This window comes from Streptomyces xylophagus, assembly GCF_000716435.1.
GTDB lineage: Bacteria > Actinomycetota > Actinomycetes > Streptomycetales > Streptomycetaceae > Streptomyces > Streptomyces xylophagus.
The window spans coordinates 418,516-439,831 of record NZ_JNWO01000008.1 but is presented as its reverse complement, the minus strand read 5'-3'; the positions used below and the strand labels follow the sequence as shown (position 1 = coordinate 439,831).

The following is a 21,316-nucleotide window of genomic DNA, read 5'->3' as shown; positions in this document are numbered from 1 at the left end:
CAAAGAGGGACGCCCGATTCGTTCCGGCCGGGCAGATCGTTACACGGTGTCACTGGCAGCGGGGCGCTCCGCCCTCCCCGTTCCGACTCCGGTTTCCCGACACCCGCCGATTCCCTGTCCTTGCACGGGAGTTCACAGCCGACTATCAGAGTCGTACAGGTCAGCTCTGCACCATCCCTGTCACTCACGACACCCCGGGAGCAGCAGCATGTGCGACGACGATCACGGAACCGGTCACGAAAACGGGATGAACAGACGCGCGCTGATCGTGACGGGCGCCACCGCCGCGCTTACGTTGGGAAGCGTGACCTTCGCGAGCGGTGCGGCGACCCCGGCAAGCGGCGCCCAGGAGACCCGGACGGTACGGGGCACGCTCCCGACCGGCTCCCCCGACTTCGTGTACGTACCGGTCGAGGTCCCCACGGGGGTCAACGAGATCAAGGTGGCCTACACGTACGACAGGCCGTCCGTACCGGCCGGCACCCAGGGCAACGCCCTCGACATCGGCATCTTCGACCAGCACGGAACGGACCTCGGCGGCCGGGGTTTCCGGGGCTGGTCGGGCGGGGCGCGCACGGAGTTCTTCATCCGGGTGGACGACGCGACGCCCGGGTACATCCCCGGCCCGGTGCACGCCGGCGTCTGGCACGTCGCGCTGGGCCCGTACACGGTGTCCCCGCAGGGACTGTCGTACGAGCTCACGATCACGCTCACCTACGGCGAACCGGGCGTCGCGCCGCAGCCGGTGTATCCGCCGGAGCGGGCGAAGGGGCGGGGGCGGGCCTGGTACCGGGGTGACTGCCACCTGCACTCCTGGTACTCGGACGGGCGCCGCACCCCCGCCGAGATCGCGGCGCTGGCGCGTGCGGCGGGCCTGGACTTCATCAACTCCTCCGAGCACAACACCCAGTCCTCGCACCCCCATTGGGCCTCGGAGGCGGGCGACGACCTGCTGATCATGGTGGGCGAGGAGGTGACGACGAGGAACGGTCACGTCGTCGCCCTCGGCACCGAGCCGGGCACCTTCGTCGACTGGCGGTACCGGGCGCGCGACAACCGCTTCGGGCGTTTCGCCCGCGAGATCCGCCGGGCCGGCGGCCTGGTCGTGCCCGCCCATCCGCACGCCACCTGCATCGGCTGCGCCTGGAAGTTCGGCTTCGGCGAGGCGGACGCCGTCGAGGTGTGGAACGGCCCCTACACGCCCGATGACGAGGTCGCCCTGGCGTCCTGGGACGCGACGCTCGTGGCGTCCGTGCGGGAGAACCGGGAGTGGCTTCCGGCGATGGGCAACAGTGACGCCCACCGCGCCCCGGACGCGATCGGCCTGCCCCAAACCGTCGTCCTCGCCGAGGACTTGACGAGGGAGGCGATCCAGGACGGCATCCGGGCGGGGCACTCCTATGTCGCCGAGTCGAACAACGTCTCGCTGGCCTTCACGGCGACGGGACCCAAGGGCGAACACGCCGGTATCGGCGGGCGGTTGGAGGTCGCCCGGGACACCCCGGTCACCGTCCGTCTGGAGGTGACCGGTGCGCCGCGCTGCTCGGTCCGTTTCGTGACGGACCAGGGCACGCTGTTCACCAGCGATCCGCTGCCGGTCGCGGGCGCGGGCACCGTGGAGTGGCGGACGACTCCGTCCTACGCGGCGTACGTACGGGCCGAGTTGAGGCACGAGACGGCGGCGGGACCGGTGCCGGGGGCGTTGGCCGCGTTCACGAATCCGATCTTCTTGGGCGAAGCCAAACGGTGAACTGGGCGGCCGGTGAACTAGGCCGTTCCATCGCCCAGTTCGTCGCTCAGGTCGACCACGACCGCCGCGTGATCCGTGGGCCACACCCCGTCGACCGGCCCGTCCCCCGCCCGCCGTACGCCCCGCACATGCCCGAGCCCGCCCTTCCCCGTCGGCTCCACGAAGACGTAGTCGATGCGGACGTTCGGCCCGAACGTGCCCGCGACGTAAGGATTCGCGAGGTCCCAGGTGGCAGAGGGAGCCCCCAGCTCGGCGAAGTCCCAGGCGTCGATGAGGACTTGGCCGGGCACGGGCGGCGCCGTCCTGTACCCGCCGAACAGGCGCACCTCGTCCGAGTCCGGCCAGGCGTTGAAGTCGCCGGTGACGACGGGCGGGAAGGGCCCGTCGCCCCGGTGCGCGGCGACGAACTCCGCGAGCGCGGTGACCTGTTGGCACCGTACGGCCGAGGCGTCGGTGGCGGAGGAGAGGTGGACGGTGAAGAAGGGGACGCGGTGCCCCGGCGCGTCCAGCCCCGCGTACAGCGCGAGCCGGCCGCCGTCCCCGTCGCCCGGCGGCAGGGGCAGGACGGCCTGCTCGGCGATGGGCCAGCGGCTGAGGACGGCGTTGCCGATACCGACGGTGGGATCGCCGAGGCGCCGCTGCCAGAACCCGGGATCGTGAGAGGCTCCCCACGTCCAGTGCAGGCCGAGCTCCCCGGCGAGCCACTCGGCGAGATTCTCGCGACCGGAACCACCGGAACCACCGGCATCCCACACCTCCTGCAACCCGACGACATCGGGCCGCAGTTCCCGCAACACGGCGAGAATCGCCTTCTGCCGGGCCTCCCAGGGCCCGTACCGCCACCACAGGTTCCACGTCACGACGCGCACGGGATCATTGAAGTCCACGGACACAGCCAGCCGACAGGAGATCCGGAAACCGATGCCGAGCACCCCCGAGTCCAAGTACCGCAATGTCACGAGATTCCAGCGCCTGCTGAACTCGGTGACGCGCCGCCTCCCCACCCAGACCGTCCTGGAGACCACCGGCCGCGTCTCCGGCGAGCCCCGCCGCACCCCGCTCGGCGGACGCCGCGTCGGCGACACCTTCTGGCTGGTCTCGGAGTTCGGCGAACTCTCCCAGTACGTCCGCAACATCAAGGCGAACCCGGAGGTACGGGTACGCATCCTGGGCCGCTGGCACACCGGCACCGCCCACCTGCTCCCGGACGACGACCCTCAGGCCCGCCTGCGCACGCTCCCCCGCTTCAACAGCGTGGCGGTGAAGGCGATGGGGTCGAGCTTGCTGACGGTGCGGGTGGATCTGAAGAAGTGAGCCGAGGGCAACGGGCGGGGTACGGAGGATCTGGCCTCACCCCGGCCAGACGATCGCCTGCACCTCGCTGTACGCGTGCAGCGCGTACGAGCCGACGTCCCGTCCGACCCCGCTCTTCTTGAACCCTCCGAACGGCGCCTCCATGTTGCGCCCCACGGTGTTCACGCCCACTCCGCCGGCCCGCAGCAGCCGGGCCACCCGGAACGCCCGGGCCACGTCGCCCGACCAGACGTAGTCGATGAGGCCGTAGTCGCTGTCGTTGGCGAGGGCGATTCCTTCCTCCTCCTCGTCGAAGGGGACGACCACGACGACCGGGCCGAAGATCTCCTCCCGGACGACCCGCATCTCGGCGCCGCAGTCGGCCAGGACGGTGGGGGCGACGTGGAACCCCGGTCCGTGGGACGGGCGTTCACCGCCCGTGACGACCACCGCGCCTTCCTTCCGGCCCAGTTCGACATACGACTCGACGCGCTCCCGGTGGGCCGCCGAGATCACCGGTCCGACCACCGTGTCCGGCGAACGCGGGTCCCCGACCTTCAACCGGCCCGCGTAGGCAGCAAGTTGCTCGACCACCTGGTCGTACACGCCCCGCTGCGCCAGCACCCGCGTCGGCGCCGTGCAGATCTGCCCGCTGTAGAAGGAGAAGGTCGTACCGATGCCGGAGACGGCGGAGGCGAGGTCCGCGTCGTCGAAGACGACGGCCGCGCCCTTCCCGCCCAACTCCATCAACTGGCGTTTCATGTCCCGCCCGCACACCTCGGCGATCCGCTGCCCGACCGCCGTGGACCCGGTGAAACTGACCATGTCGACATCGGCCGACTCCACGGCCGCCTCACCGACCTCCACCGCACGCCCGTTGACCACGTTCACGACCCCGCGCGGCACCCCGGCCGCCTCCAGCGCCTCGGCCATCCGGTAGACGGACAGCGGGTCCTGCGGCGCCGGTTTCACGACGACCGTGTTGCCCATGGCGAGGGCGGGGGCGATCTTCCCGGCGGGGTTCGCCCACGGGTTGTTGTACGACGTGATGCAGGTGACGACACCGACCGGCTGCCGTACGGCGAGCGCGCCCATGACGGCGGCCCGCCCGAACGGTCCGGCCTCGTTGACCTGCGGCGGGATCGCCCACTCGGCCGGCTCCACGGTCGCGTACCGCCGGAACCGGGCGGCGGCCACCCCGACCTGCATGCCCCGCGCGGTACCGGTCGTCGCACCGGTCTCCGCCTGGGCGAGTTCGGCGTACGGCACCAGGTGGCCACGGATGATGTCCGCGGCCCGCCCGAGGATCGCCGCGCGTTCCTCGGGCGGCGTACGCGACCAAGGCCCGAGGGCTTCCCGCGCCGCGGCGGCGGCGGCGAACACCTGACTCCGCGAGGCCTCCGGCGCCCACCCCACGGTCTCCTCGGTCGCCGGATCGACCACGGCATAGTGCCCGCCGTCCGGCTCGACCCACTCCCCACCGACGAACAGCCGCTGCCCGTCCGCCACTTGGGAGGTCCCAGAGGTCCCAGAGGTCAAGGAGCTCACCTGGTGCTCACCGTCCTGGTGTCCCGCCCCGACCGCAGCACCCGCCCCGGCACGTTCCCGCTCACCACGTCGTCCCGGATGGCCTCAACTCCGTTGACCCACACGGCCCGTATCCCGATCGCCTTCGAGTCGAGGCGCGGGCTGTCACCCGGCAGGTCGTGCACCAGGGTGGCCTTGCCGGCGTCGATCCGTTCCGGGTCGAAGAGCACCAGGTCCGCATGCCAGCCCTCCCGCACCTGCCCGCGCTCCCGCAGCCCGAACAACCGAGCCGGATCATCGGTCAGCATCTTCACGGCCTGCTCAAGACCCACCAACTTCCGCCCCCGCAGACAGTCCCCGACAAACCGAGTCGTGTACGGCGCCCCGCACATCCGGTCCAGATGCGCCCCCGCGTCGGACCCGCCGAGCAACACGTCCTCGTGCTGCCAGGTCTCGGCGCGCAAGGCCCAGGAGGCCGGGTCGTTGTCGGAGGGCATCGGCCACAACACCGTCCGCAGCTCGTCGGCCGCACAGATCTCGACCAGACACTCGAAGGGCTCCTGCCCTCGCTCCGCGGCGATGTCGTTCACCACCCGCCCGGTCAGCCCCTCGTTGGCCGCGCTGTACGTGTCCCCGATCACATACCGCCCGAAGTTCGCGAGCCGCCGGAAGACCCCGGCCTCCTTGCTGTTGGCGTTCCGCAGCATCTCGGCCCGTACGTCCGGCTCGCGCAGCTTGGCGATCCGCTCCGGCACGGGCAGGCTCAGGATCGGCCCCCATCCGGGTATCAGGTTCAGCGCGCAGAAGGTGCCGAGGGACATGTTCATCGGCGTGAGGATCGGCATGGTCAGGGCGACGACCCGCCCCCCGGCCTTCCGAGCCCGCTCACTCGCGAACAACTGCCGAGGCACGCGCTCGGGCACAGCGGCATCGACGGTCAGCACATTCCAGTTCAGCGGACGCCCCGCCACCGCGCTCATCTCGACGAACAGATCGATCTCCGCATCACTGAACTGATCCAGACACCCGGCGACGATCGCCTCGATCTGCGTCCCCTCGTGCTCCCCGACGGCCCGCGAGAGGGCCAGCAGTTCCGCCGGGCGGGCATGCCGGGAGGCGACCGGCTGTCCGTCGCCGTCCGAGTGGGTGGAGGACTGGGTGGTGGAGAAACCCCAGGCACCCGCGTCCATGGCCTCGTGCAACAGCCCCACGATCTCCGCGAGTTGCTCCTCGCTCGGCTGCCCACCCACGGCATCCGCCCCCATCACGTACCGCCGCAACGCACAATGCCCCACCATGAACCCGGCGTTGACGGCGATCCGCCCTTCCAGCGCGTCCAGATACTCCCCGAACCCACGCCAGCTCCAGGGCGCCCCCTCCTCCAACGCGACCAGCGACATCCCCTCGACCTTGGACATCATCCGGCGCGTGTAGTCGGCGTCCTGCGGTTTCAGGGGCGCGAGGGTGAACCCACAGTTCCCGGCGGCGACGGTCGTCACCCCGTGGTTGAGGGACGGCGTGGCATACGGGTCCCAGAAGAGCTGGGCGTCGTAGTGGGTGTGGGGGTCGACGAAACCGGGGGCGAGGACGAGCCCGGCGGCATCTTCGGTGGTGCGGGATTCCTCGGTGACAGTGCCGATGACGGCGATCCGGCCGTCGCGGATACCGACGTCGGCGATGGATGCGGGCGAGCCGGTCCCGTCAACAACCGTCGCCCCTTTGATGACGTGATCGAGCACGAGGGCCAGCCTCCTCAACTCCGTGATGAACAATGCCCTTTGCTTTTAGGGGCGCGGGGAACTGCGCGACCAGCCCCCACGCACCCGCAGCCGCCGTACAACCTCAGGCCGTCTCCCGGAACCGCGTAGTCCGGTGAACAGGATCCGTGTCGATCTTCGGAATCACGTGCTCCCCGATCAACCGAATCGTCTGCAACGTCTCCTCCTTCGGCACCCCCACCGGCAACCCGAAGCTCAACTGATCCGCCCCGGCCTGCTCCCACCGCTTGCACTGAGTGAGCACCTCATCCGGATCCCCACAGATCAACAGCTCCTCTTCCACGAGGAGTTCGACAAACTCCGGCGTGTACTCAGGCAGGGTCTCCGGCCACACAGGGAACCCCTCGGGCCGAGGGAACGTGTCGTGGTACCGGAACACCAACGAGGGCAGATAGTGCAGCCCCCCACTGGTCGCGATCCGGATCGCCTCGTCATGCGTAGGCGCACAGATCGCTGTGGTCGTCACCATCACGTTGTCGTTGACGAACGCGCCCACCGGCTCGGCGTCCACGATCGCCGTCTTGTACTGCTCCAGCACCCACTCCATGTCGGACACCTTCTGGATGCTGAACCCGAGGACACCGAGCCCCTTCCGCGCGGCCATGGCGTACGAGGGAGGCGACCCGGCGGCGTACCACATCGCGGGGTGCGCCTTGCCGTACGGCTTGGGCAGGATCTTCCGCGGCGGCAGCTGCCAGTGCTTGCCCTGGAAGCCGACGTACTCGTCCTGGAGCCACATCTTGGGGAACTCGGCGATGGTCTCTTCCCAGATCTCCTTGGTGTAGTTCATATCGGTGACGCCCGGTATGAACCCGAGAATCTCATGGCTGCCCGCACCCCGCCCGCTCCCGAACTCGAAGCGGTTGCCGGTGAGATGGTCGAGCATGGCGACCTTCTCGGCGACCTTCACCGGGTGGTTGACCTGCGCGAGGGGGTTGAAGATGCCCGACCCGAGATGGATGCGGTCCGTCGCGTGGGCGAGATAGCCGAGGAAGACGTCGTTGGCCGAGAGGTGCGAGTACTCCTCCAGGAAGTGGTGCTCGGACGCCCAGGCGTACTTGAAGCCGGACTTGTCCGCCTGGATGACGTACTCGGTCTCCTCCATCAGCGCCTTGTGCTCGGCCAGCGGGTCGGTCTCGGCTCGCTTGCCCACGTATCCCTGTACAAAGAGCCCGAATTCCAAGGAGGTTCACCGTCCCAAGTCCAGATGGTCTCTATGAGTGCTACGACTTTCTGACGTAGCGTCAGATTCGTCAATAGATGACGCCTCGTCAGATAACGGAGACCCCCGCCAGCCATCCCCCGTCGATCACGAACGGCTGCCCGGTGATGTACGACGAGTCGTCCGACGTCAGGAACAGCGCGAGTCGCGCCACCTCGTCGGCCCGCCCGATCCGCCCGAGCGGCACGAGCTTGCGGTACAGCTCGTCCAGGGCCCGGGTCATCTCCTCCGGGTCGGCGTCCGGGTCCAGCCGCGCCGGGTTGGACATCGCGGTGTCGACGGCGCCGGGGCAGACGGCGTTGACCCGTATCCGCCGGCTCGCCAGCTCCAGCGCGGCCACCCGGGTGAGCCCGAGGATGGCGTGCTTGGTGGCGGTGTACGTCCCCACCGCCGCCATCCCCGTCACCGCCGTGTACGAGGCCGTGTTGACGATCGTGCCGCCGTCCTCCATCACCGGCGCCACGGTCTTGATCCCGAGGAAACAGCCGACCTGGTTGACCCGCACGACCTCCATGAACTCGTCGAGAGGCGTGTCCACAAGGGAGTTGAACCGCAGGATGCCGGCGTTGTTGACCAGCCCGTCGATCCGCCCGTACGTCTCCTTGGCGGCCCCCACCGCGGCACCCCAGTCCGCCTCGTCGCCGACATCGAGATGGACGTAGGACGCGCCCAACTCCTTCGCCAGCGCCTCCCCTTGCTCGTCCAGCACATCGGCTACGACGACCTTCGCCCCCTCGGCCGCGAACAGCCGCGCCTCCTGCTCCCCCTGCCCGCGCGCCGCCCCGGTGACCAGAACGACACGCCCGTCCAACTTGCCCATGCGGGCCTCCTCGGGATCGGTGGATGCAGGTCATCGTAGCGCCGTATCTGACGAAGCGTCAGATGAAGACCGCGGGATTGCACAAGCACACTTGAAGTGACCGCGGGGTAGGGACATTTGACCCTGGCCATACCTCGCCTTGACTCCAACAATGCGTGTCATGGCAAAGCGGAGATTGCGCAACAGGAAAGTCAGGTACGTGGCGATCGGCGCGGCACTCGCCACGGGCGGGGCGGTCGTCACCCTGCTGCCGTCGGCGAACGCGGCCGACGCGAAGACACCGGACCAGATCGTGGCCATGTGCGAGAGGTCCGCGGTGGTCAATGGCGAGCAACGGTCGGTGGAGGATTTCGGCGGCGCCTTCGCGGACGGTTTCGCGGCCGACAACTGCGATTTCGTCGAGACGAACTTCGAGACCTTCGACGGACCCACCGAAAAGGCGTCCATCGACTTCCCGAACTGCGAGCCCAACGCGACCGATCCGGCCAAGGTCTCCATCACCTGGTCGTCGACCGCGGCCCAAGGTCAGGGAAAGTACGTCTCCACCCAACAGGGCGGCGGCGGTGGCCTGTTCGGATTCCTGAGCGGGTCCTGGGCCAAGCACAAGGGAACCCTGGACATGACCGTGAAGTCGGCGACGGCCGGGGACACGGAAGCGCGGGACGTGCCGGTCGGCAAGGTGCTCCACATGGAGTTCACGCCGAAACTCCAGCGGATGACCGGCGAATGGCGGGTGCGGATCGACGCCGATCCCGGCAGCTTCGCCGTGAACCCTTCCCCCGAACAGAACTTCGTGGCACCGGACGTCGTCGAGGGACCCGTGATCCTGCCGGGCGCGGCGGGCGCCCCCGGTGTCGTGGACGGCACCTCCAAGGCGGTCCTGGAGGACTGCTGAGCCTCCGGCCGGCCTTCACAAACCCGCAGCTCAACTCCCTTACACCCCACAGGAGATACCCATGTCCCGGACCGGCCGCACCAGAAGCCACCGGAGCAAGAAGAAGCGCATCACCCTCGCCCTGGCCCCCGTGGCGGCGCTCGCGGTGATCGTCCCGCTGATGAACCAGGCGAACGCCGCGACCCCCTCCGAAGTGACCGCCGACTGTTCCGCGGACTCCGACAAGTTGGCCAACTGCGAGTTCGTCGACGTCCAGTTCAAGGCGAACAGCCTCGGGCCCAACGAACGCGTCTCTCCGGTGAGTGACAACTGCGGTTCCACGAGCACCGCGACGAAGACTTTCAACGTCAGTACGTCGGTGACCCGGACCCTCCAGGTGGAGGAGGGGACCGTCACCGAGGCCGGCACGAAACTCGGGAGTTCACTCTTCGAAGTCGGCCTGGAATTCAGCACGTCGACCATCAACATCACGCGTGACGACAAGACGACCACACTGGCGTTCAGCCGGACGGACACCGTGCAGGCGGACAGCACCGCCTTCTACATGTGGTCCGCCAAGCGCACCGATGTGAGCGGATTCCTGAAGGCCACGTACAAGGAGGCACAGGACGGTCAGACGGTGTTCTTCGCGCCGAGCGAGGGCGCGGCGACGGTACACGTCTTCTATCCGCAGATCCTGAACAACGGAACGCCCGACGGGCGGCTCTGGCTGCGGAATGTGAAATGCGAGACCACCGCGGCGGACTCGGTTCCGAACTCCACGAAGGCCCTCCAGTCCGAATCCGAACAGGCCGGATTCGGTCAGGGCGGCGACAATGTCACCGACGTGGAAATACCGTTGACGGAGGTCCCGGCACCCTGATCCGGAGTTCCCGGACGGTTCTCAGGTGCGAAGCACGGGCGTGGTTCCCAGCCAGCGCAGTACCGCGTCCGTGCCGCTCCTGGCGTCCAGCTTGGCGTAGATGTTGCTGAGGTTGTTGCGGACGGTCTTCTCGCTCAGCCGTAATCGCTGCCCGATCTGCCGTGCGCCGAGGCCGGTCGACAGCAGCTCCATGATCTGCTGCTCGCGCGGCGAGAGCAGCGCGCGCAGCCGCTGCATCGCGTCGTCGGTCGCGGCCATCCGCCCGGCCCCCTCGCGCAGGGCGTCGCAGGCGGACGGAGAGAGGTAGGTGTGCCCGACGGTGGCCGCCATCACCGCCGAGGACATCATCGCGGGGCAGTGGTCGCCCTCGACCAGATAGCCCGCCCCGGCCCGGAACACCTCGACCACCGCTTCGGTGTCCTGGCGCGGACTGACCACGAGCGCCGGGACACCCCGGGTGCGGAGGACCTCCAGCAGCCCCGGAAAGGACACGGCCGGATCCTCACAGTGCAGCACGACGACGTCCGCGGTTGTCTCCGCCAGCCCGTCGTAGGGCGGGGAGACATGCAGGACACCGCTCACGTACGGATCGTCCGGGGGCGGCCAGTCCTCGTGCGGCCAGGTACAGCCGGCGGAGGCCAGGGCGACCACGAATCGCTGGGAGGATCGCACGTAAGGGGTCCTTCCGCCGGAGCCATGACGTCCGTACGTCCATACATACGCGGCTCGGCGTGACCATGTTCAAACAGGCCGTGACTGCGTTCAAACAGGCGGTGATCATGCTCGAAGAGGAGGTGATCAGAGCAGGGGTCCCACCTCCGCCCCGAACTCGGTTATCTGGTCGGTGAGTTCGGCCCGGTCCCGGTTGCGGAAGCGGACCTGGATCTGGTCCACGCCCATCGCGCCGTAGGCACGCAGCGACTCGGCGAGGACTTCGGGTGCGCCGGTGAGCGTGCGCCGCCCGACCTCCCACCCCGGTTCACCGATGTACAGCGGTTCGGTGATCGCCCCGAACACGAACGGGCCCTCGATCCCGGCCTCTTCGCGCAGTCGCCGTATCCGTTCGAGCTGCGCGGGCAGTTTGGCGCGCGGGTCGCCCTGCGGCAGCCAGCCGTCGCCCTTGAGCGCGGCCCGGCGTACGGCGGCGGGGGACGATCCGCCGACCCAGAGGGGGACGTGTTCCTGCGCGGGGCGTGGCCGCTGCCCGAGTCCCTCGAAGTCGTACAACTTGCCGTGGTGCTCGGGGAATTCGTCCGGGCCGAGGGCCGCGCGCAGGGCGTCGATCGTCTCGTCGAGGACCGGCCCGCGGCGCTCGAAGTCGACCCCCAGCACCTCGAACTCCTCCTGCACGTGCCCGGCACCGACCCCGAGGATCAGGCGGCCCCCGCTCAGGTGGTCGAGGGTGGCGTACTGCTTGGCGGTGAGCAGCGGGTGCCGTAGGCCCACGACCGCGACATGGCTGAGGAGTTGGACGCGCTCGGTGACGCCCGCGAGGTAGGAGAGGGTGGCGACGGGGTCGTACCAGATCGTGCTCATGGCGGTGGCGAGGCGGCGCGGGACGCCCACGTGGTCGCAGCCCGCGATGTAGGCGAAGCCCGCCCGGTCGGCGGCCTGCGCTATCTCGACGAGGTCGCCCGGACCCGCGTCGGCCTCCCAGGGCTCGGCGTAGATGGTGCTCTGGGACTGGACGGGCAGCTGGATGCCGTAGGCGAGGCCGGTCACTTGGGGCCCTCCCACAGGCCTTCCGGCGTCAGCCCCAGCAACTCGATCGCGTTGCCTCGTACGATCCGCTCGACCACGTCCGGTGCCAGGTGCCCCATCTGGGCCTCGCCGACCTCGCGGGACTTGGGCCAAGTGGAGTCGGAGTGGGGGTAGTCGGTCTCGTAGAGGACATTGCCCACGCCGATCGAGTCCAGGTTCTTCAGGCCGAAGGCGTCGTCGAAGAAGCAGCCGTAGACGTGGTCGGTGAAGATCTCGGACGGCGGGCGGTGGACCTTGTCGGCGACTCCGCCCCAGGCGCGGTTCTCCTCCCAGACCACGTCGGCGCGCTCCAGGATGTAGGGGATCCAGCCGATCTGGCCCTCGGCGTACATGACTTTGAGGTCGGGGAAGCGTTCGAACTTGCCGCTCATCAGCCAATCCACCATCGAATAGCAGCAGTTGGCGAAGGTGATCGTGGAGCCGACGGCGGGCGGGGCGTCGGCCGAGGTCGACGGCATGCGGCTGCTGGAGCCGATGTGCATGGCGATGACCGTCTGCGTCTCGGCGCAGGCTTCGAGGAACGGGTCCCAGTCGTCGGTGTGGATGGAGGGCAGGCCGAGGTGCGGGGGTATCTCGGAGAAGGCGACGGCGCGGGTGCCCCGGGCTGCGTTGCGGCGGACCTCGGCGGCGGCCAACTCCGGGTCCCAGAGCGGGATCAGGGGGAGCGGGATGAGGCGGCCGCGCGCGTCGGGGCCGCACCACTCCTCCACCATCCAGTCGTTGTAGGCGCGCACGCAGAGCAGCCCGAGTTCGCGGTCGGCGGCCTCGGTGAACGTCTGGCCGCAGAAGCGGGGGAAGGTGGGGAAACAGAGCGCGGACTGGACGTGGTTGACGTCCATGTCGGCGAGCCGGGACGGGACGTCGTAGGAGCCGGGACGCATCTGCTCGTAAGTGATGACTTCGAGCTTGATCTCGTCCCTGCTGTAGCCGACGGCGGTGTCGAGGCGGGTGAGGGGGCGGTGCAGATCCTCGTACACCCACCAGTCGCCGATGGGTCCGTCGTCGCCGGGCTCGCCCATGACGGGCTTGAACCGGCCGCCCAGGAAGGTCATTTCCTTCAGTGGCGCGCGGACTATGCGAGGTCCTGTGTCCAGGTATTTCTTGGGCAGCCGGTGCTGCCAGACGTCGGCGGGCTCCACGGTGTGGTCGTCGACGGAGATGATCAGTGGGAGGGTCGCCGGGTCGGTGTTCTGGGTGTCCATGGCGCCACGGTAGCGCCGATCTGACGACCCGTCAGCTAGCTGGATACGGGTTCGGGGTGCTCGGTTGTGTGCGGAACTGTGCGCAGGCCGTGTGAGGGCCTTGTGATATCCCGCGCGGCCAGGTGTGAGCGGTGTCTCCGAGAGCTGACGCATCCGCCGCGGACAAGGCAAACTGTCGTAGTTATCAGGCATGCCTAGGGGGAACGGCGATGGACGGTGGACCGCGAGTACCGGAGCAGCGGCGCCCTGAACCCGGCTCGGAAGAGTCGACGGCGCTGCGGTTCAGCGTGCTCGGTCCGGTACGTGCCTGGCGGGGCCCTGTTTCGCTGCCCACGGGATCTCCCCAGCAACGCGCCCTGCTGGCCGCGCTGTTGCTGCGCGAGGGGCGGACGGCGACCGCCGGCGAGCTGATCGACGCGCTGTGGGGTGACGACCCTCCGTCGCAGGCGCTGGCCGCGGTACGGACGTACGCGTCCCGGCTGCGCAAGGCGCTGGACGCCGGGGTCCTCGTCAGCGAGTCGGGCGGGTACGCCGTACGGGGGTTGCCCGAGGGCGCGTTGGACGCGTCGGTGGTGCACGACCTGGCGAACGAGGCGGAGAAGGCGAAGTCGGCGGGTGACCTGTGCCACGCGCGGGATCTCCTGGGCCGGGCGCTGGCGCTGTGGGACGGGGAGCCGCTGGCCGGGCTGCCGGGTCCGTACGCGGAGGCACAGCGGGTCCGCCTGGAGGAGTGGCGGCTCCAACTCCTCGAATCGCGCCTGGACATGGACCTGGAGCAGGGCTGCCACGCGGAGGCGGTCAGCGAGCTGACGGCCCTCACGGCCGCCCACCCGCTGCGGGAACGCCTCCGCGAGCTGCTGATGCTCGCCCTGTACCGCTCCGGCCGCCAGGCGGAGGCCCTCGCGGTCTACGCGGACACCCGGCGCCTGCTCGCCGACGAACTCGGCGTGGACCCGCGCCCGGGCCTGCGCGAACTCCAGCAGCGCATCCTCCAGGCCGACCCCGGCCTCGCGGAGCCGTCCGCACCGGCCGCGGAGACCGTGCCGGCACCGGTCCGGCCCCACCAACTCCCGGCGACGGTCCCCGACTTCACCGGACGCGTGTCCTTCGTATCGGAACTGAGCGATGTCCTGGCATCCGCCGAGGGCCGCGTGATGGCGGTCTCGGCGCTGGCCGGCATCGGGGGCGTCGGCAAGACGACCCTCGCCGTGCACGTGGCCCACCAGTCGCGATCCGCCTTCCCGGACGGGCAGTTGTACGTCGACCTCCAGGGCGCGGGCTCGCGTGCGGCGGAACCGGAGACCGTACTGGGCGCGTTCCTGCGGGCGTTGGGCACCGCGGACTCCGCGATACCGGACTCCCTGGAGGAACGCTCGGCGCTGTACCGGTCGGTGCTGGACGGCCGCCGGGTGCTGGTGCTGCTGGACAACGCTCGGGACGCGGCCCAAGTGCGCCCGCTCCTCCCCGGTACCGAGGGCTGCGCGGCGCTGGTCACCTCCCGGGTCCGGATGGTGGACCTGGCCGGAGCGCATCTCGTCGACCTCGACGTGATGTCCCCCGAGGAGGCGTTGCAGCTCTTCACGAAGATCGTGGGCGCCGAACGGGTCGCCGCGGAACGGGAGTCCGCCCTCGACGTGGTCGCCGCATGCGGCTTCCTGCCGCTGGCGATCCGGATCGCGGCATCCCGGCTGGCGGCCCGCCGTACGTGGACGGTCTCGGTCCTCGCCGCCAAACTCGCGGACGAGCGGCGCCGGTTGGACGAGTTGCAGGCCGGCGACCTGGCCGTGAAGGCCACCTTCGAGCTGGGCTACGGGCAGTTGGAGCCGGCGCAGGCGCGGGCGTTCCGGCTGCTGGGGCTGGCGGACGGTCCGGACATCTCGCTGGCCGCGGCGGCGGCCGTACTGAACCTGCCCGTCGAGGAGACCGAGGACGTGCTGGAGTCCCTCGTGGACACGTCGCTGGTGGAGTCGGCGGCTCCGGGGCGGTACCGGTACCACGACCTGGTGCGGCTCTACGCGCGTGCGTGTGCGGAGCGGGACGAGTCGCCGCCGAGCGGGCGGGAGGCCGCGCTCTCCCGGTTGCTGGACTTCTACCTCTCCACCGTCTCGGGCGTGTACCTCATCGAACGGCCCGGCGACCGGCTGGTGGACCACCTGGAGCACGCCGAGTACCCGGGGCTCGTCTTCTCGGACCGGCACGCGGCACAGGACTGGCTGTACGCCGAGGCGGTCTCCCTGCTGGCCTGCGTCCGCCAGGCCGCCCACACCGGCACGCTGCGGCGGGCCGTGGACACCCTGTGGGCCGCGTGCGACCTGGCGGAGTCGGGCACCAACTCCAAGGAGTACGAGGCGGTCGCGGAACGGCTGCGCGAAGTGGCCCAGGAGACGGGCGACTCCCGGTCCGAGGCACGGACGTTCATGGCACTGGCCTTCGTGCACCACGTCTCCGGCAGCCGGTTCGACGCGGCCGTCCAGGAGGGCGAGCGGGCCATCGAGCTGGCCGAGACGGAGGGCGACGCGCTCACCAGCTGCTGGTCGTCGAACATCAGCGGCGCGGTCGCCATGTACCAGAGCCGCTTCGAGGACGCCGAACAGCACTTCACCCGCGCCCTCGACAACTTCCGGGTCGTCGGGGACCGTCCGGGAGAGGCGAGCGCCCTCTGCAACCTCTCCCGCACCCACCTGTCGACCGGCCGCACGGAGAGCGCGGTCGCACTGGCCCGGCAGGGCACCGCGATGTACGACGACATGGAGCACGACCTGAAGGGGGCCAACGGCCGCTACGCGCTTGGCCTCGCGCTCACTCAGAGCGGGAGGCTGGCCGAGGCGACCGAGTGCCTCCAGGAAGCCCTGCGGGTGTTCCGGGACCGACGGCAGCGCCTGTGGGAGGGCATGACCGTCTTCCGGCTCGCCGAACTCGACCTCACGGCACGGCGTCCCGCCCAGGCGGCGGCGAACGCCGAGATGGCACTGACGGTGCTGCGCGGCGTCGGCGGCGACTGGCGGCAGGGCAACGTCCTCACGGTGCTCGGCCGCGCCCTCACCGGCATCGGCCAGCTGGACCGGGCGCAGGTCTGCTGGCGGGAGGCGCTGGACATCTTCGAGACGCTGGGCGCTCCGGAGGCGCAGGAGGTCAGGGGCCTGCTGACTCCGTCGGCGGCGGCCTGAAGGCACGGCGGCACGGGCTCCGGAAGGGGCCCGCGCGTGGGGTTCCCGCCCGGGCCCTCCCCGCGCACCCGCCGTGCTCTGGGCGGGCGTTCATCGTTCGTTTATCGCGGCCCGGCACTCTCAATCGTGTCGGGCCGTCGCGTCGGGGGGCAGGCGGAACGACACAGGGCCGGACCTTTAGGGTGAACCGGCCCGCAAGATCCGTCCGGCAGTCCTCGGGGGAGTTGCCGGGCGGATCTTGTCCAGTCACCGCACAACACAGGGGAGCACAAGATGAGCGACGAGAACACCACCGACAACGTCCACGTCACCGACGAGCCGCTCGTCGCCACGACGGGCAACGTCCACGTCACCGACGAGCCGCTGACCGTCACGGCCGCGGACACCGGCACGGTCACGACCGACAACGTCCACGTCACGGACGAAGAGGCCTGAGGGACCTGCCTCCACACGGGGAACTCTGCCGCGACGGCCCGGAGGGGGAGCCGTCGCGGCAGAGGTGTGTCACCGCCCCCGCAACTCCCCCTTGACCACCTTCCCGCTCGCGTTCCGAGGCAGCTCCCCCACGAACTCCACCGCCCTCGGCACCTTGTAGTTCGCCATCTCCCGCCGGGCCCAGGCGATCAGGTCGTCGGCGGTGAGGGTCACCCCCGGCCGTCGTACGACGTACGCCTTGCCGACCTCGCCGAGCCTCGCGTCCGGTACGCCGATCACCGCCACGTCGGCCACATCTGGGTGGACGCCGAGGAGTTGCTCTATCTCCGCCGGGTACGCGTTGAAGCCGCCGACGATGAACATGTCCTTGATCCGGTCGGTGATCCGGAGGTTGCCCTCGCCGTCCAGGACGCCGACGTCACCGGTCCGCAGCCAGCCGTCCTCGCCCAGGACGTCCGCCGTGGCCGCCGCGTCCTCGTAGTAGCCGCGCATCACGTTGAAGCCGCGGACCAGCACTTCGCCCGGCAGGCCGAGCGGCGCCGCCACCCGCACCTCCGTGCCCGGGATCGCCCGCCCCGACGTCGACGCGATCACCGCCGGATCGTCCCCCCGCCGGCACATGGTGACGATGCCGCTGGCCTCCGAGAGGCCGTACGCCGTGAGGACCGTCCCCACTCCCAGCTCGCCCCGCAACCGCTCCACCAGCCGCAACGGCACCACCGCCGCGCCCGTGACCACGAGCCGCAGCGCCGAGAGGTCGTGGGCGTCCCGCGCCGGGTGGTCCAGCAGGGACTGGTGCAGGGTGGGCGGGCCCGGGAGGACCGACACCCGTTCCGCGGCGATGTTCGCCAGGACCGTGTCCACGTCGAACACCGGCTGCGGGATCATCGTCGCGCCCCGCATCAGGCAGGCGATCACACCCGCCTTGTAGCCGAAGGTGTGGAAGAAGGGGTTCACGATCAGATAGCGGTCGCCCTGCCGCAACCCCGCCAGATCGCTCCAGACCTCGTACGCCCGCAGCGTCTGCGCGTGTGTGATCACCGCGCCCTTCGGACGGCCCGTCGTGCCCGACGTGAAGATGATGTCCGAGACCGTCGAGCCGTCCAACTCCCGTGCCCGCTCCCGCACTTCGGCATCCCCCACCCCTTCCCCGCCCGCCAGGAAGTCCTTCCAGGTACGGAAGTCGGCGGGGGCGTCGTCCGCCAGCACCACCACCTGTTCCAGCGCCGGGAGCCCGGGCAACGGGCCGTCGCCCACGCCCTCCCCCGCGGCCCGCCGCAACGACGCCACGTACGACGTGCCCAGGAACGTCCCGGTCACGAACAGCAGCCGTGCCCCGCTGCTCCGCAGTACATACGCCGCCTCGCTGCCCTTGAAGCGCGTGTTCAGCGGCACCAGTACCGCGCCCGCCGACACCGCGCCCAGCGCCGAGACGATCCAGTCCGTGGAGTTCGGCGCCCAGATGCCCACCCGGTCGCCGACCTCCACCCCGGCGGCGAGACAGGCGGCAGCCGCGCGCTCCACCCGGGCGCCCAGCTCGGCGTACGAGATCCTCGTCCGGCCCTCGACGACCGCCTCGGCGTCCGCGTACCGCTCGGCGGCGGATCGCACCAGGCCCGGAATGCTGCCCCATTCCACGTCTCCGCGCATGAACGGCCTCCCTGAACCCGGTAGCTGACTACCCGTCAGATTAGCTGTAGCCTGACGCTCTGTCAGCAGCCCCGGTGTCACGCGGAGGTGCACAGATCATGGCCGGACAGCGCATGGCCGGACTGAAGGACGCGACCGCCGTCGTCGGGATCGGGCAGACCTCCTTCGCCAAGCAACTCCCCGAGGACGAGCGGACCTTGGCCTGCCGTGCCGTGCTCGCCGCCCTCGACGACGCCGGGATCGCGCCGGCCGAGGTCGACGCCCTCGCCTCCTACACGATGGAGGAGACCGACGAGGTCGAGCTGGCGAAGGCGGTCGGCTTCGGGGACCTGACCTTCTTCAGCAAGGTCGGTTACGGCGGCGGGGGTTCGTGCGCCACCGTCGCGCACCTCGCGACCGCCATCGCCGCCGGACAGGCGACGGTCGGCGTGGCCTGGAGATCACGGAAGCGCGGCAGCGGGCCCAGACCCTGGACCAACACCGCCCGCCAACTCCCCACCCCCGCCCAGTGGACCCGCCCTTTCGGGCTCCTCCGCCCGGCCGATGAGATAGCCATGCTCACCCGCCGCTACATGTACGAGTACGGCGCGACCCGGGACCACCTGTTCAACGTCGCCCTCGCCTGCCGGAACCGCGCCAACCAGAACCCGGCCGCGATCATGTACGACCGCCCCCTCACCCGCGAGATGTACATGACCTCCCGCTGGATCAGCGAACCCCTCTGCCTCTTCGACAACTGCCTGGAGACGGACGGCGCGTTGGCCTGTGTGGTCGTCTCCCGCGAACGCGCCCGTGACTGCCGGCGCACCCCCGTCCACATCCACTCCGCCGCCCAGGGCCTCCCCGCCCAGCACCACGGCATGGTCAACTACTGGAACGACGACCCCCTCACCGGACCCGCCTGGACCGCCGCCCGACACCTGTGGAAACACGCCGACTTCACCCCGCAGGACGTCGATGTCGCCCAGATCTACGACGCGTTCACCGCCCTCGTCCCCCTCTCCCTGGAGGGCTACGGCTTCTGCGGAAGGGGGGAAGGCGGTGCCTTCACGGAAGGGGGCGCCCTCGAGATCGGCGGCCGGCTCCCCCTCAACACCAGTGGCGGCGGGCTCTCCGAGGCCTACGTCCACGGCTTCAACCTGATCAACGAGGGCGTACGGCAGTTGCGCGGCACCAGCACCGCCCAGGTCCCGGACGCCGCCACCTGCCTGGTCACGGCGGGCGAGGGCGTCCCCACCTCCGCCCTGCTGCTCACGAAGTGAAAGAGGAGTCGACCACCATGCTCACTCCGCTCACCGACGCCGACGGCGCCCCCTTCTGGCAGTACGCCCGCGAAGGCGAACTCCGCGTCCAGACCTGCGCCGACTGCGCCGAACCCCGCTTCCCGCCCCGCCCCTGCTGCCCCCACTGCCAGTCCTTCGCGAGCGACTGGCGGCAGGTGAGCGGGCGCGGGAGGATCTGGTCGTACGTCTTCCCGCACCCCCCGCTCCTTCCCGACTACGCCGCCGTCGCGCCCTACAACGTGATCGTGGTGGAACTGGCCGACTTCCCGCGCATCCGGCTGGTCGGCAATCTCGTCACCGGGCCGGGGGCCGCCCTCAACTCCCTTGCCCCTGAACGCGTTCGGATCGGGGCGCGGGTGCAGGTCGTGTTCAGCGAGGCAGGTCTGCCGCAGTGGGTTCTGGAGCGGCCATGACTCTCGGTGTCTCCGTCGACAAGGACACCGGTGTCGCCGTCGTCACCCTCGACCGGCCGCACCGGCTCAACGCCATCGACCTCGCCACAGCCGCCGAACTCGGCGCCATGTGGCGGGAGTTGCGGTTCGACGACTCCGTACGGGCCGTCGTCCTCACCGGGGCCGGGGAGCGCGCCTTCTGCACCGGGCTCGACCGGGACGCGGTCGTGCCGCAGCCCAACTCCCCGTACATGCAGGACGATCCGCTGCTCAACATCGGGCCGAAGGCCAACGACCTGTGGAAGCCGGTGATCTCCGCCGTGCGCGGGATGGCCTGCGGCGGGGCCTTCTATCTGCTGGGCGAGAGCGAGTTCGTCATCGCCGACCCAACCGCCGTGTTCTTCGACCCGCACACCACCTACGGCATGGTCAGCGCGTACGAGTCCGTGCTGATGGCACACCGGATGCCGTACGGCGAGGTCGCGCGGATGATGCTCATGGGGACGGCGGAGCGGATCTCGGCGCGGCGGGCGTACGAGCTGGGGCTCGTGTCCGAACTCACCGCGCCCGGCGGGGCGTTGGAGGCCTCCCTGGCCTGCGCGACCGTCATCGCCGGGTATCCGACCGAGGGCGTTCAGGGGACCGTGCGGGCGTTGTGGGCGGCGAAGGAGGCGGCGCGGGCGCAGGCCTACGCGCAGGCGCCGCCGTTGATCGCGCTGGGGAATCTGCCCGACGAACGGCAGGCTGAGCTGTTCGCCGGGCGGCAGCGGGAGTACCGGCTGCGTTAGGAGGACGTGACGTCGGCTTCCTGGTCCACTTTGCAGTGGTCGACCGGGGTGGAGGTGCCGAGCACGGGGACACGGACGGTCGCCCTGCCGTTCGCCGGCACCTTGACGTCCGCGTAGTTGAAGTCGACCTCGTTGTCCTGGGCGTCCTTGAAGGTGACGTCGACGGAGAAGGTGGCTTTCCGGTTGTTCGGGTTGCTCACCTCGACGGTCGCGTACCGCTTCTTCGCGGTCGCGCAGCTCACCAGCTTCGCCGTACCGTCCTGCAGGCTGCTGGTGCCGCTGCCCGAGGAGGCCGTGGAGCCGGGTGTGGAACGGTAGTTGGACCGCCGGTTCGTCGACGTGTCGTGATCTTGGCGGGAGCTGCTGCACCCGCCCCCTCCCCCGCTGCTCCCGCTCTTGTGACGGCTGCCGCTGTGGTGCCGTCCGGTGGAGAAGCCGGTGAGGGTGAGAACCGTCATTGCCAGTACTGCCGTGAATCTGAGCCTGCGCCC

19 protein-coding genes are annotated in these 21,316 nt (G+C 70.0%); 9 read left to right on the top strand and 10 right to left on the bottom strand.

The annotated features are described in order from the left end of the window. The first annotated feature begins 208 nt into the window (after positions 1-208). On the top strand, positions 209-1,750 hold the full coding sequence (locus OO70_RS22015) for a CehA/McbA family metallohydrolase (protein WP_043673904.1): 1,542 nt from the start codon (positions 209-211) through the stop codon (positions 1,748-1,750). Positions 1,751-1,767: 17 nt separating this feature from the next. On the opposite strand, the gene OO70_RS22010 is transcribed toward OO70_RS22015, so the two are convergent. After that, positions 1,768-2,619 carry an endonuclease/exonuclease/phosphatase family protein gene (locus OO70_RS22010; RefSeq protein WP_043674125.1) on the bottom strand — a complete coding sequence of 284 codons (852 nt, stop codon included), beginning with the start codon at positions 2,617-2,619 and terminating at the stop codon, positions 1,768-1,770. 52 nt (positions 2,620-2,671) lie between these two features. Between OO70_RS22010 and OO70_RS22005 the strand changes: the two genes are divergently transcribed. Then, positions 2,672-3,064 (top strand): nitroreductase/quinone reductase family protein, encoded by a 393-nt coding sequence (locus OO70_RS22005; protein ID WP_043673902.1) that lies wholly within the window; start codon positions 2,672-2,674, stop codon positions 3,062-3,064. Between the two features lie 36 nt (positions 3,065-3,100). Here the strand turns inward: OO70_RS22005 and OO70_RS22000 are convergent, their stop codons facing one another. The 4 genes from OO70_RS22000 to OO70_RS21985 form a co-directional block, all read right to left on the bottom strand. Then, positions 3,101-4,582: an aldehyde dehydrogenase family protein gene (locus OO70_RS22000; protein ID WP_051741492.1), complete on the bottom strand. Its 1,482-nt coding sequence runs from the start codon at positions 4,580-4,582 to the stop codon at positions 3,101-3,103. A 5-nt stretch (positions 4,583-4,587) separates the two neighbouring features. Further along, positions 4,588-6,309 (bottom strand): N-acyl-D-amino-acid deacylase family protein, encoded by a 1,722-nt coding sequence (locus OO70_RS21995; RefSeq protein WP_043673900.1) that lies wholly within the window; start codon positions 6,307-6,309, stop codon positions 4,588-4,590. A gap of 103 nt (positions 6,310-6,412) precedes the next feature. Then, entirely contained in the window at positions 6,413-7,531 is a 1,119-nt protein-coding gene (locus tag OO70_RS21990; protein WP_078651497.1) for an LLM class flavin-dependent oxidoreductase, read from the bottom strand. A gap of 88 nt (positions 7,532-7,619) precedes the next feature. Continuing rightward, complete coding sequence (locus OO70_RS21985; RefSeq protein WP_043673895.1) at positions 7,620-8,390, bottom strand: SDR family NAD(P)-dependent oxidoreductase; 771 nt, start codon at positions 8,388-8,390, stop codon at positions 7,620-7,622. A gap of 160 nt (positions 8,391-8,550) precedes the next feature. On the opposite strand from OO70_RS21985, the gene OO70_RS21980 reads away from it, so the two are divergent. Then, complete coding sequence (locus OO70_RS21980) at positions 8,551-9,285, top strand: hypothetical protein (RefSeq protein ID WP_199827370.1); 735 nt, start codon at positions 8,551-8,553, stop codon at positions 9,283-9,285. 61 nt (positions 9,286-9,346) lie between these two features. Then, positions 9,347-10,147, top strand: coding sequence for a hypothetical protein (locus tag OO70_RS21975; protein WP_043673891.1), 801 nt, complete (start codon positions 9,347-9,349; stop codon positions 10,145-10,147). A gap of 21 nt (positions 10,148-10,168) precedes the next feature. On the opposite strand, the gene OO70_RS21970 is transcribed toward OO70_RS21975, so the two are convergent. From OO70_RS21970 to OO70_RS21960, 3 genes are all read right to left on the bottom strand, one after another. After that, on the bottom strand, positions 10,169-10,819 hold the full coding sequence (locus OO70_RS21970; RefSeq protein WP_043673889.1) for a response regulator transcription factor: 651 nt from the start codon (positions 10,817-10,819) through the stop codon (positions 10,169-10,171). Between the two features lie 126 nt (positions 10,820-10,945). Continuing rightward, entirely contained in the window at positions 10,946-11,869 is a 924-nt protein-coding gene (locus OO70_RS21965) for an LLM class F420-dependent oxidoreductase (protein WP_043673887.1), read from the bottom strand. Further along, the gene (locus OO70_RS21960) at positions 11,866-13,110 is read right to left on the bottom strand and encodes an amidohydrolase family protein (RefSeq protein WP_043673885.1); all 1,245 of its coding nucleotides are present in this window, start codon (positions 13,108-13,110) and stop codon (positions 11,866-11,868) included. Before OO70_RS21960 ends, OO70_RS21965 begins: the two co-directional genes overlap by 4 nt. A gap of 209 nt (positions 13,111-13,319) precedes the next feature. Between OO70_RS21960 and OO70_RS21955 the strand changes: the two genes are divergently transcribed. Next, a complete protein-coding gene (locus OO70_RS21955; RefSeq protein ID WP_043673883.1) occupies positions 13,320-16,277 on the top strand; it encodes an AfsR/SARP family transcriptional regulator in 2,958 nt (985 codons plus the stop codon). Between the two features lie 273 nt (positions 16,278-16,550). Next, on the top strand, positions 16,551-16,712 hold the full coding sequence (locus OO70_RS55385) for a hypothetical protein (protein ID WP_199827369.1): 162 nt from the start codon (positions 16,551-16,553) through the stop codon (positions 16,710-16,712). 69 nt (positions 16,713-16,781) lie between these two features. On the opposite strand, the gene OO70_RS21950 is transcribed toward OO70_RS55385, so the two are convergent. Next, complete coding sequence (locus tag OO70_RS21950; protein ID WP_043673881.1) at positions 16,782-18,362, bottom strand: FadD3 family acyl-CoA ligase; 1,581 nt, start codon at positions 18,360-18,362, stop codon at positions 16,782-16,784. Positions 18,363-18,475: 113 nt separating this feature from the next. Here OO70_RS21950 and OO70_RS21945 point away from each other — a divergent pair, with 113 nt between their 5' ends. The 3 genes from OO70_RS21945 to OO70_RS21935 are packed head-to-tail and all read left to right on the top strand — an operon-like array spanning position 18,476 to position 20,825. After that, on the top strand, positions 18,476-19,624 hold the full coding sequence (locus tag OO70_RS21945) for a lipid-transfer protein (RefSeq protein ID WP_043674120.1): 1,149 nt from the start codon (positions 18,476-18,478) through the stop codon (positions 19,622-19,624). 17 nt (positions 19,625-19,641) lie between these two features. Beyond that, complete coding sequence (locus OO70_RS21940; protein ID WP_043673878.1) at positions 19,642-20,058, top strand: Zn-ribbon domain-containing OB-fold protein; 417 nt, start codon at positions 19,642-19,644, stop codon at positions 20,056-20,058. Continuing rightward, positions 20,055-20,825: an enoyl-CoA hydratase/isomerase family protein gene (locus OO70_RS21935; protein ID WP_043673876.1), complete on the top strand. Its 771-nt coding sequence runs from the start codon at positions 20,055-20,057 to the stop codon at positions 20,823-20,825. Before OO70_RS21940 ends, OO70_RS21935 begins: the two co-directional genes overlap by 4 nt. On the opposite strand, the gene OO70_RS21930 is transcribed toward OO70_RS21935, so the two are convergent. Further along, positions 20,822-21,283: a hypothetical protein gene (locus OO70_RS21930; RefSeq protein WP_234336900.1), complete on the bottom strand. Its 462-nt coding sequence runs from the start codon at positions 21,281-21,283 to the stop codon at positions 20,822-20,824. The genes OO70_RS21935 and OO70_RS21930 overlap by 4 nt on opposite strands. Between the last annotated feature and the right edge of the window lie 33 nt (positions 21,284-21,316).

What these genes read in the sequence shown, in the direction of transcription:
- OO70_RS22015 (WP_043673904.1), top strand. Translation starts at nt 209, where the DNA reads ATGTGCGACGACGATCACGGAACCGGTCACGAAAACGGGATGAACAGA.
- OO70_RS22005 (WP_043673902.1), top strand. Translation starts at nt 2,672, where the DNA reads ATGCCGAGCACCCCCGAGTCCAAGTACCGCAATGTCACGAGATTCCAG.
- OO70_RS21985 (WP_043673895.1), bottom strand. Translation starts at nt 8,390, where the DNA reads ATGGGCAAGTTGGACGGGCGTGTCGTTCTGGTCACCGGGGCGGCGCGC.
- OO70_RS21980 (WP_199827370.1), top strand. Translation starts at nt 8,551, where the DNA reads ATGGCAAAGCGGAGATTGCGCAACAGGAAAGTCAGGTACGTGGCGATC.
- OO70_RS21975 (WP_043673891.1), top strand. Translation starts at nt 9,347, where the DNA reads ATGTCCCGGACCGGCCGCACCAGAAGCCACCGGAGCAAGAAGAAGCGC.
- OO70_RS21960 (WP_043673885.1), bottom strand. Translation starts at nt 13,110, where the DNA reads ATGGACACCCAGAACACCGACCCGGCGACCCTCCCACTGATCATCTCC.
- OO70_RS21955 (WP_043673883.1), top strand. Translation starts at nt 13,320, where the DNA reads ATGGACGGTGGACCGCGAGTACCGGAGCAGCGGCGCCCTGAACCCGGC.
- OO70_RS55385 (WP_199827369.1), top strand. Translation starts at nt 16,551, where the DNA reads ATGAGCGACGAGAACACCACCGACAACGTCCACGTCACCGACGAGCCG.
- OO70_RS21950 (WP_043673881.1), bottom strand. Translation starts at nt 18,362, where the DNA reads ATGCGCGGAGACGTGGAATGGGGCAGCATTCCGGGCCTGGTGCGATCC.
- OO70_RS21945 (WP_043674120.1), top strand. Translation starts at nt 18,476, where the DNA reads ATGGCCGGACTGAAGGACGCGACCGCCGTCGTCGGGATCGGGCAGACC.
- OO70_RS21940 (WP_043673878.1), top strand. Translation starts at nt 19,642, where the DNA reads ATGCTCACTCCGCTCACCGACGCCGACGGCGCCCCCTTCTGGCAGTAC.
- OO70_RS21935 (WP_043673876.1), top strand. Translation starts at nt 20,055, where the DNA reads ATGACTCTCGGTGTCTCCGTCGACAAGGACACCGGTGTCGCCGTCGTC.
- OO70_RS21930 (WP_234336900.1), bottom strand. Translation starts at nt 21,283, where the DNA reads ATGACGGTTCTCACCCTCACCGGCTTCTCCACCGGACGGCACCACAGC.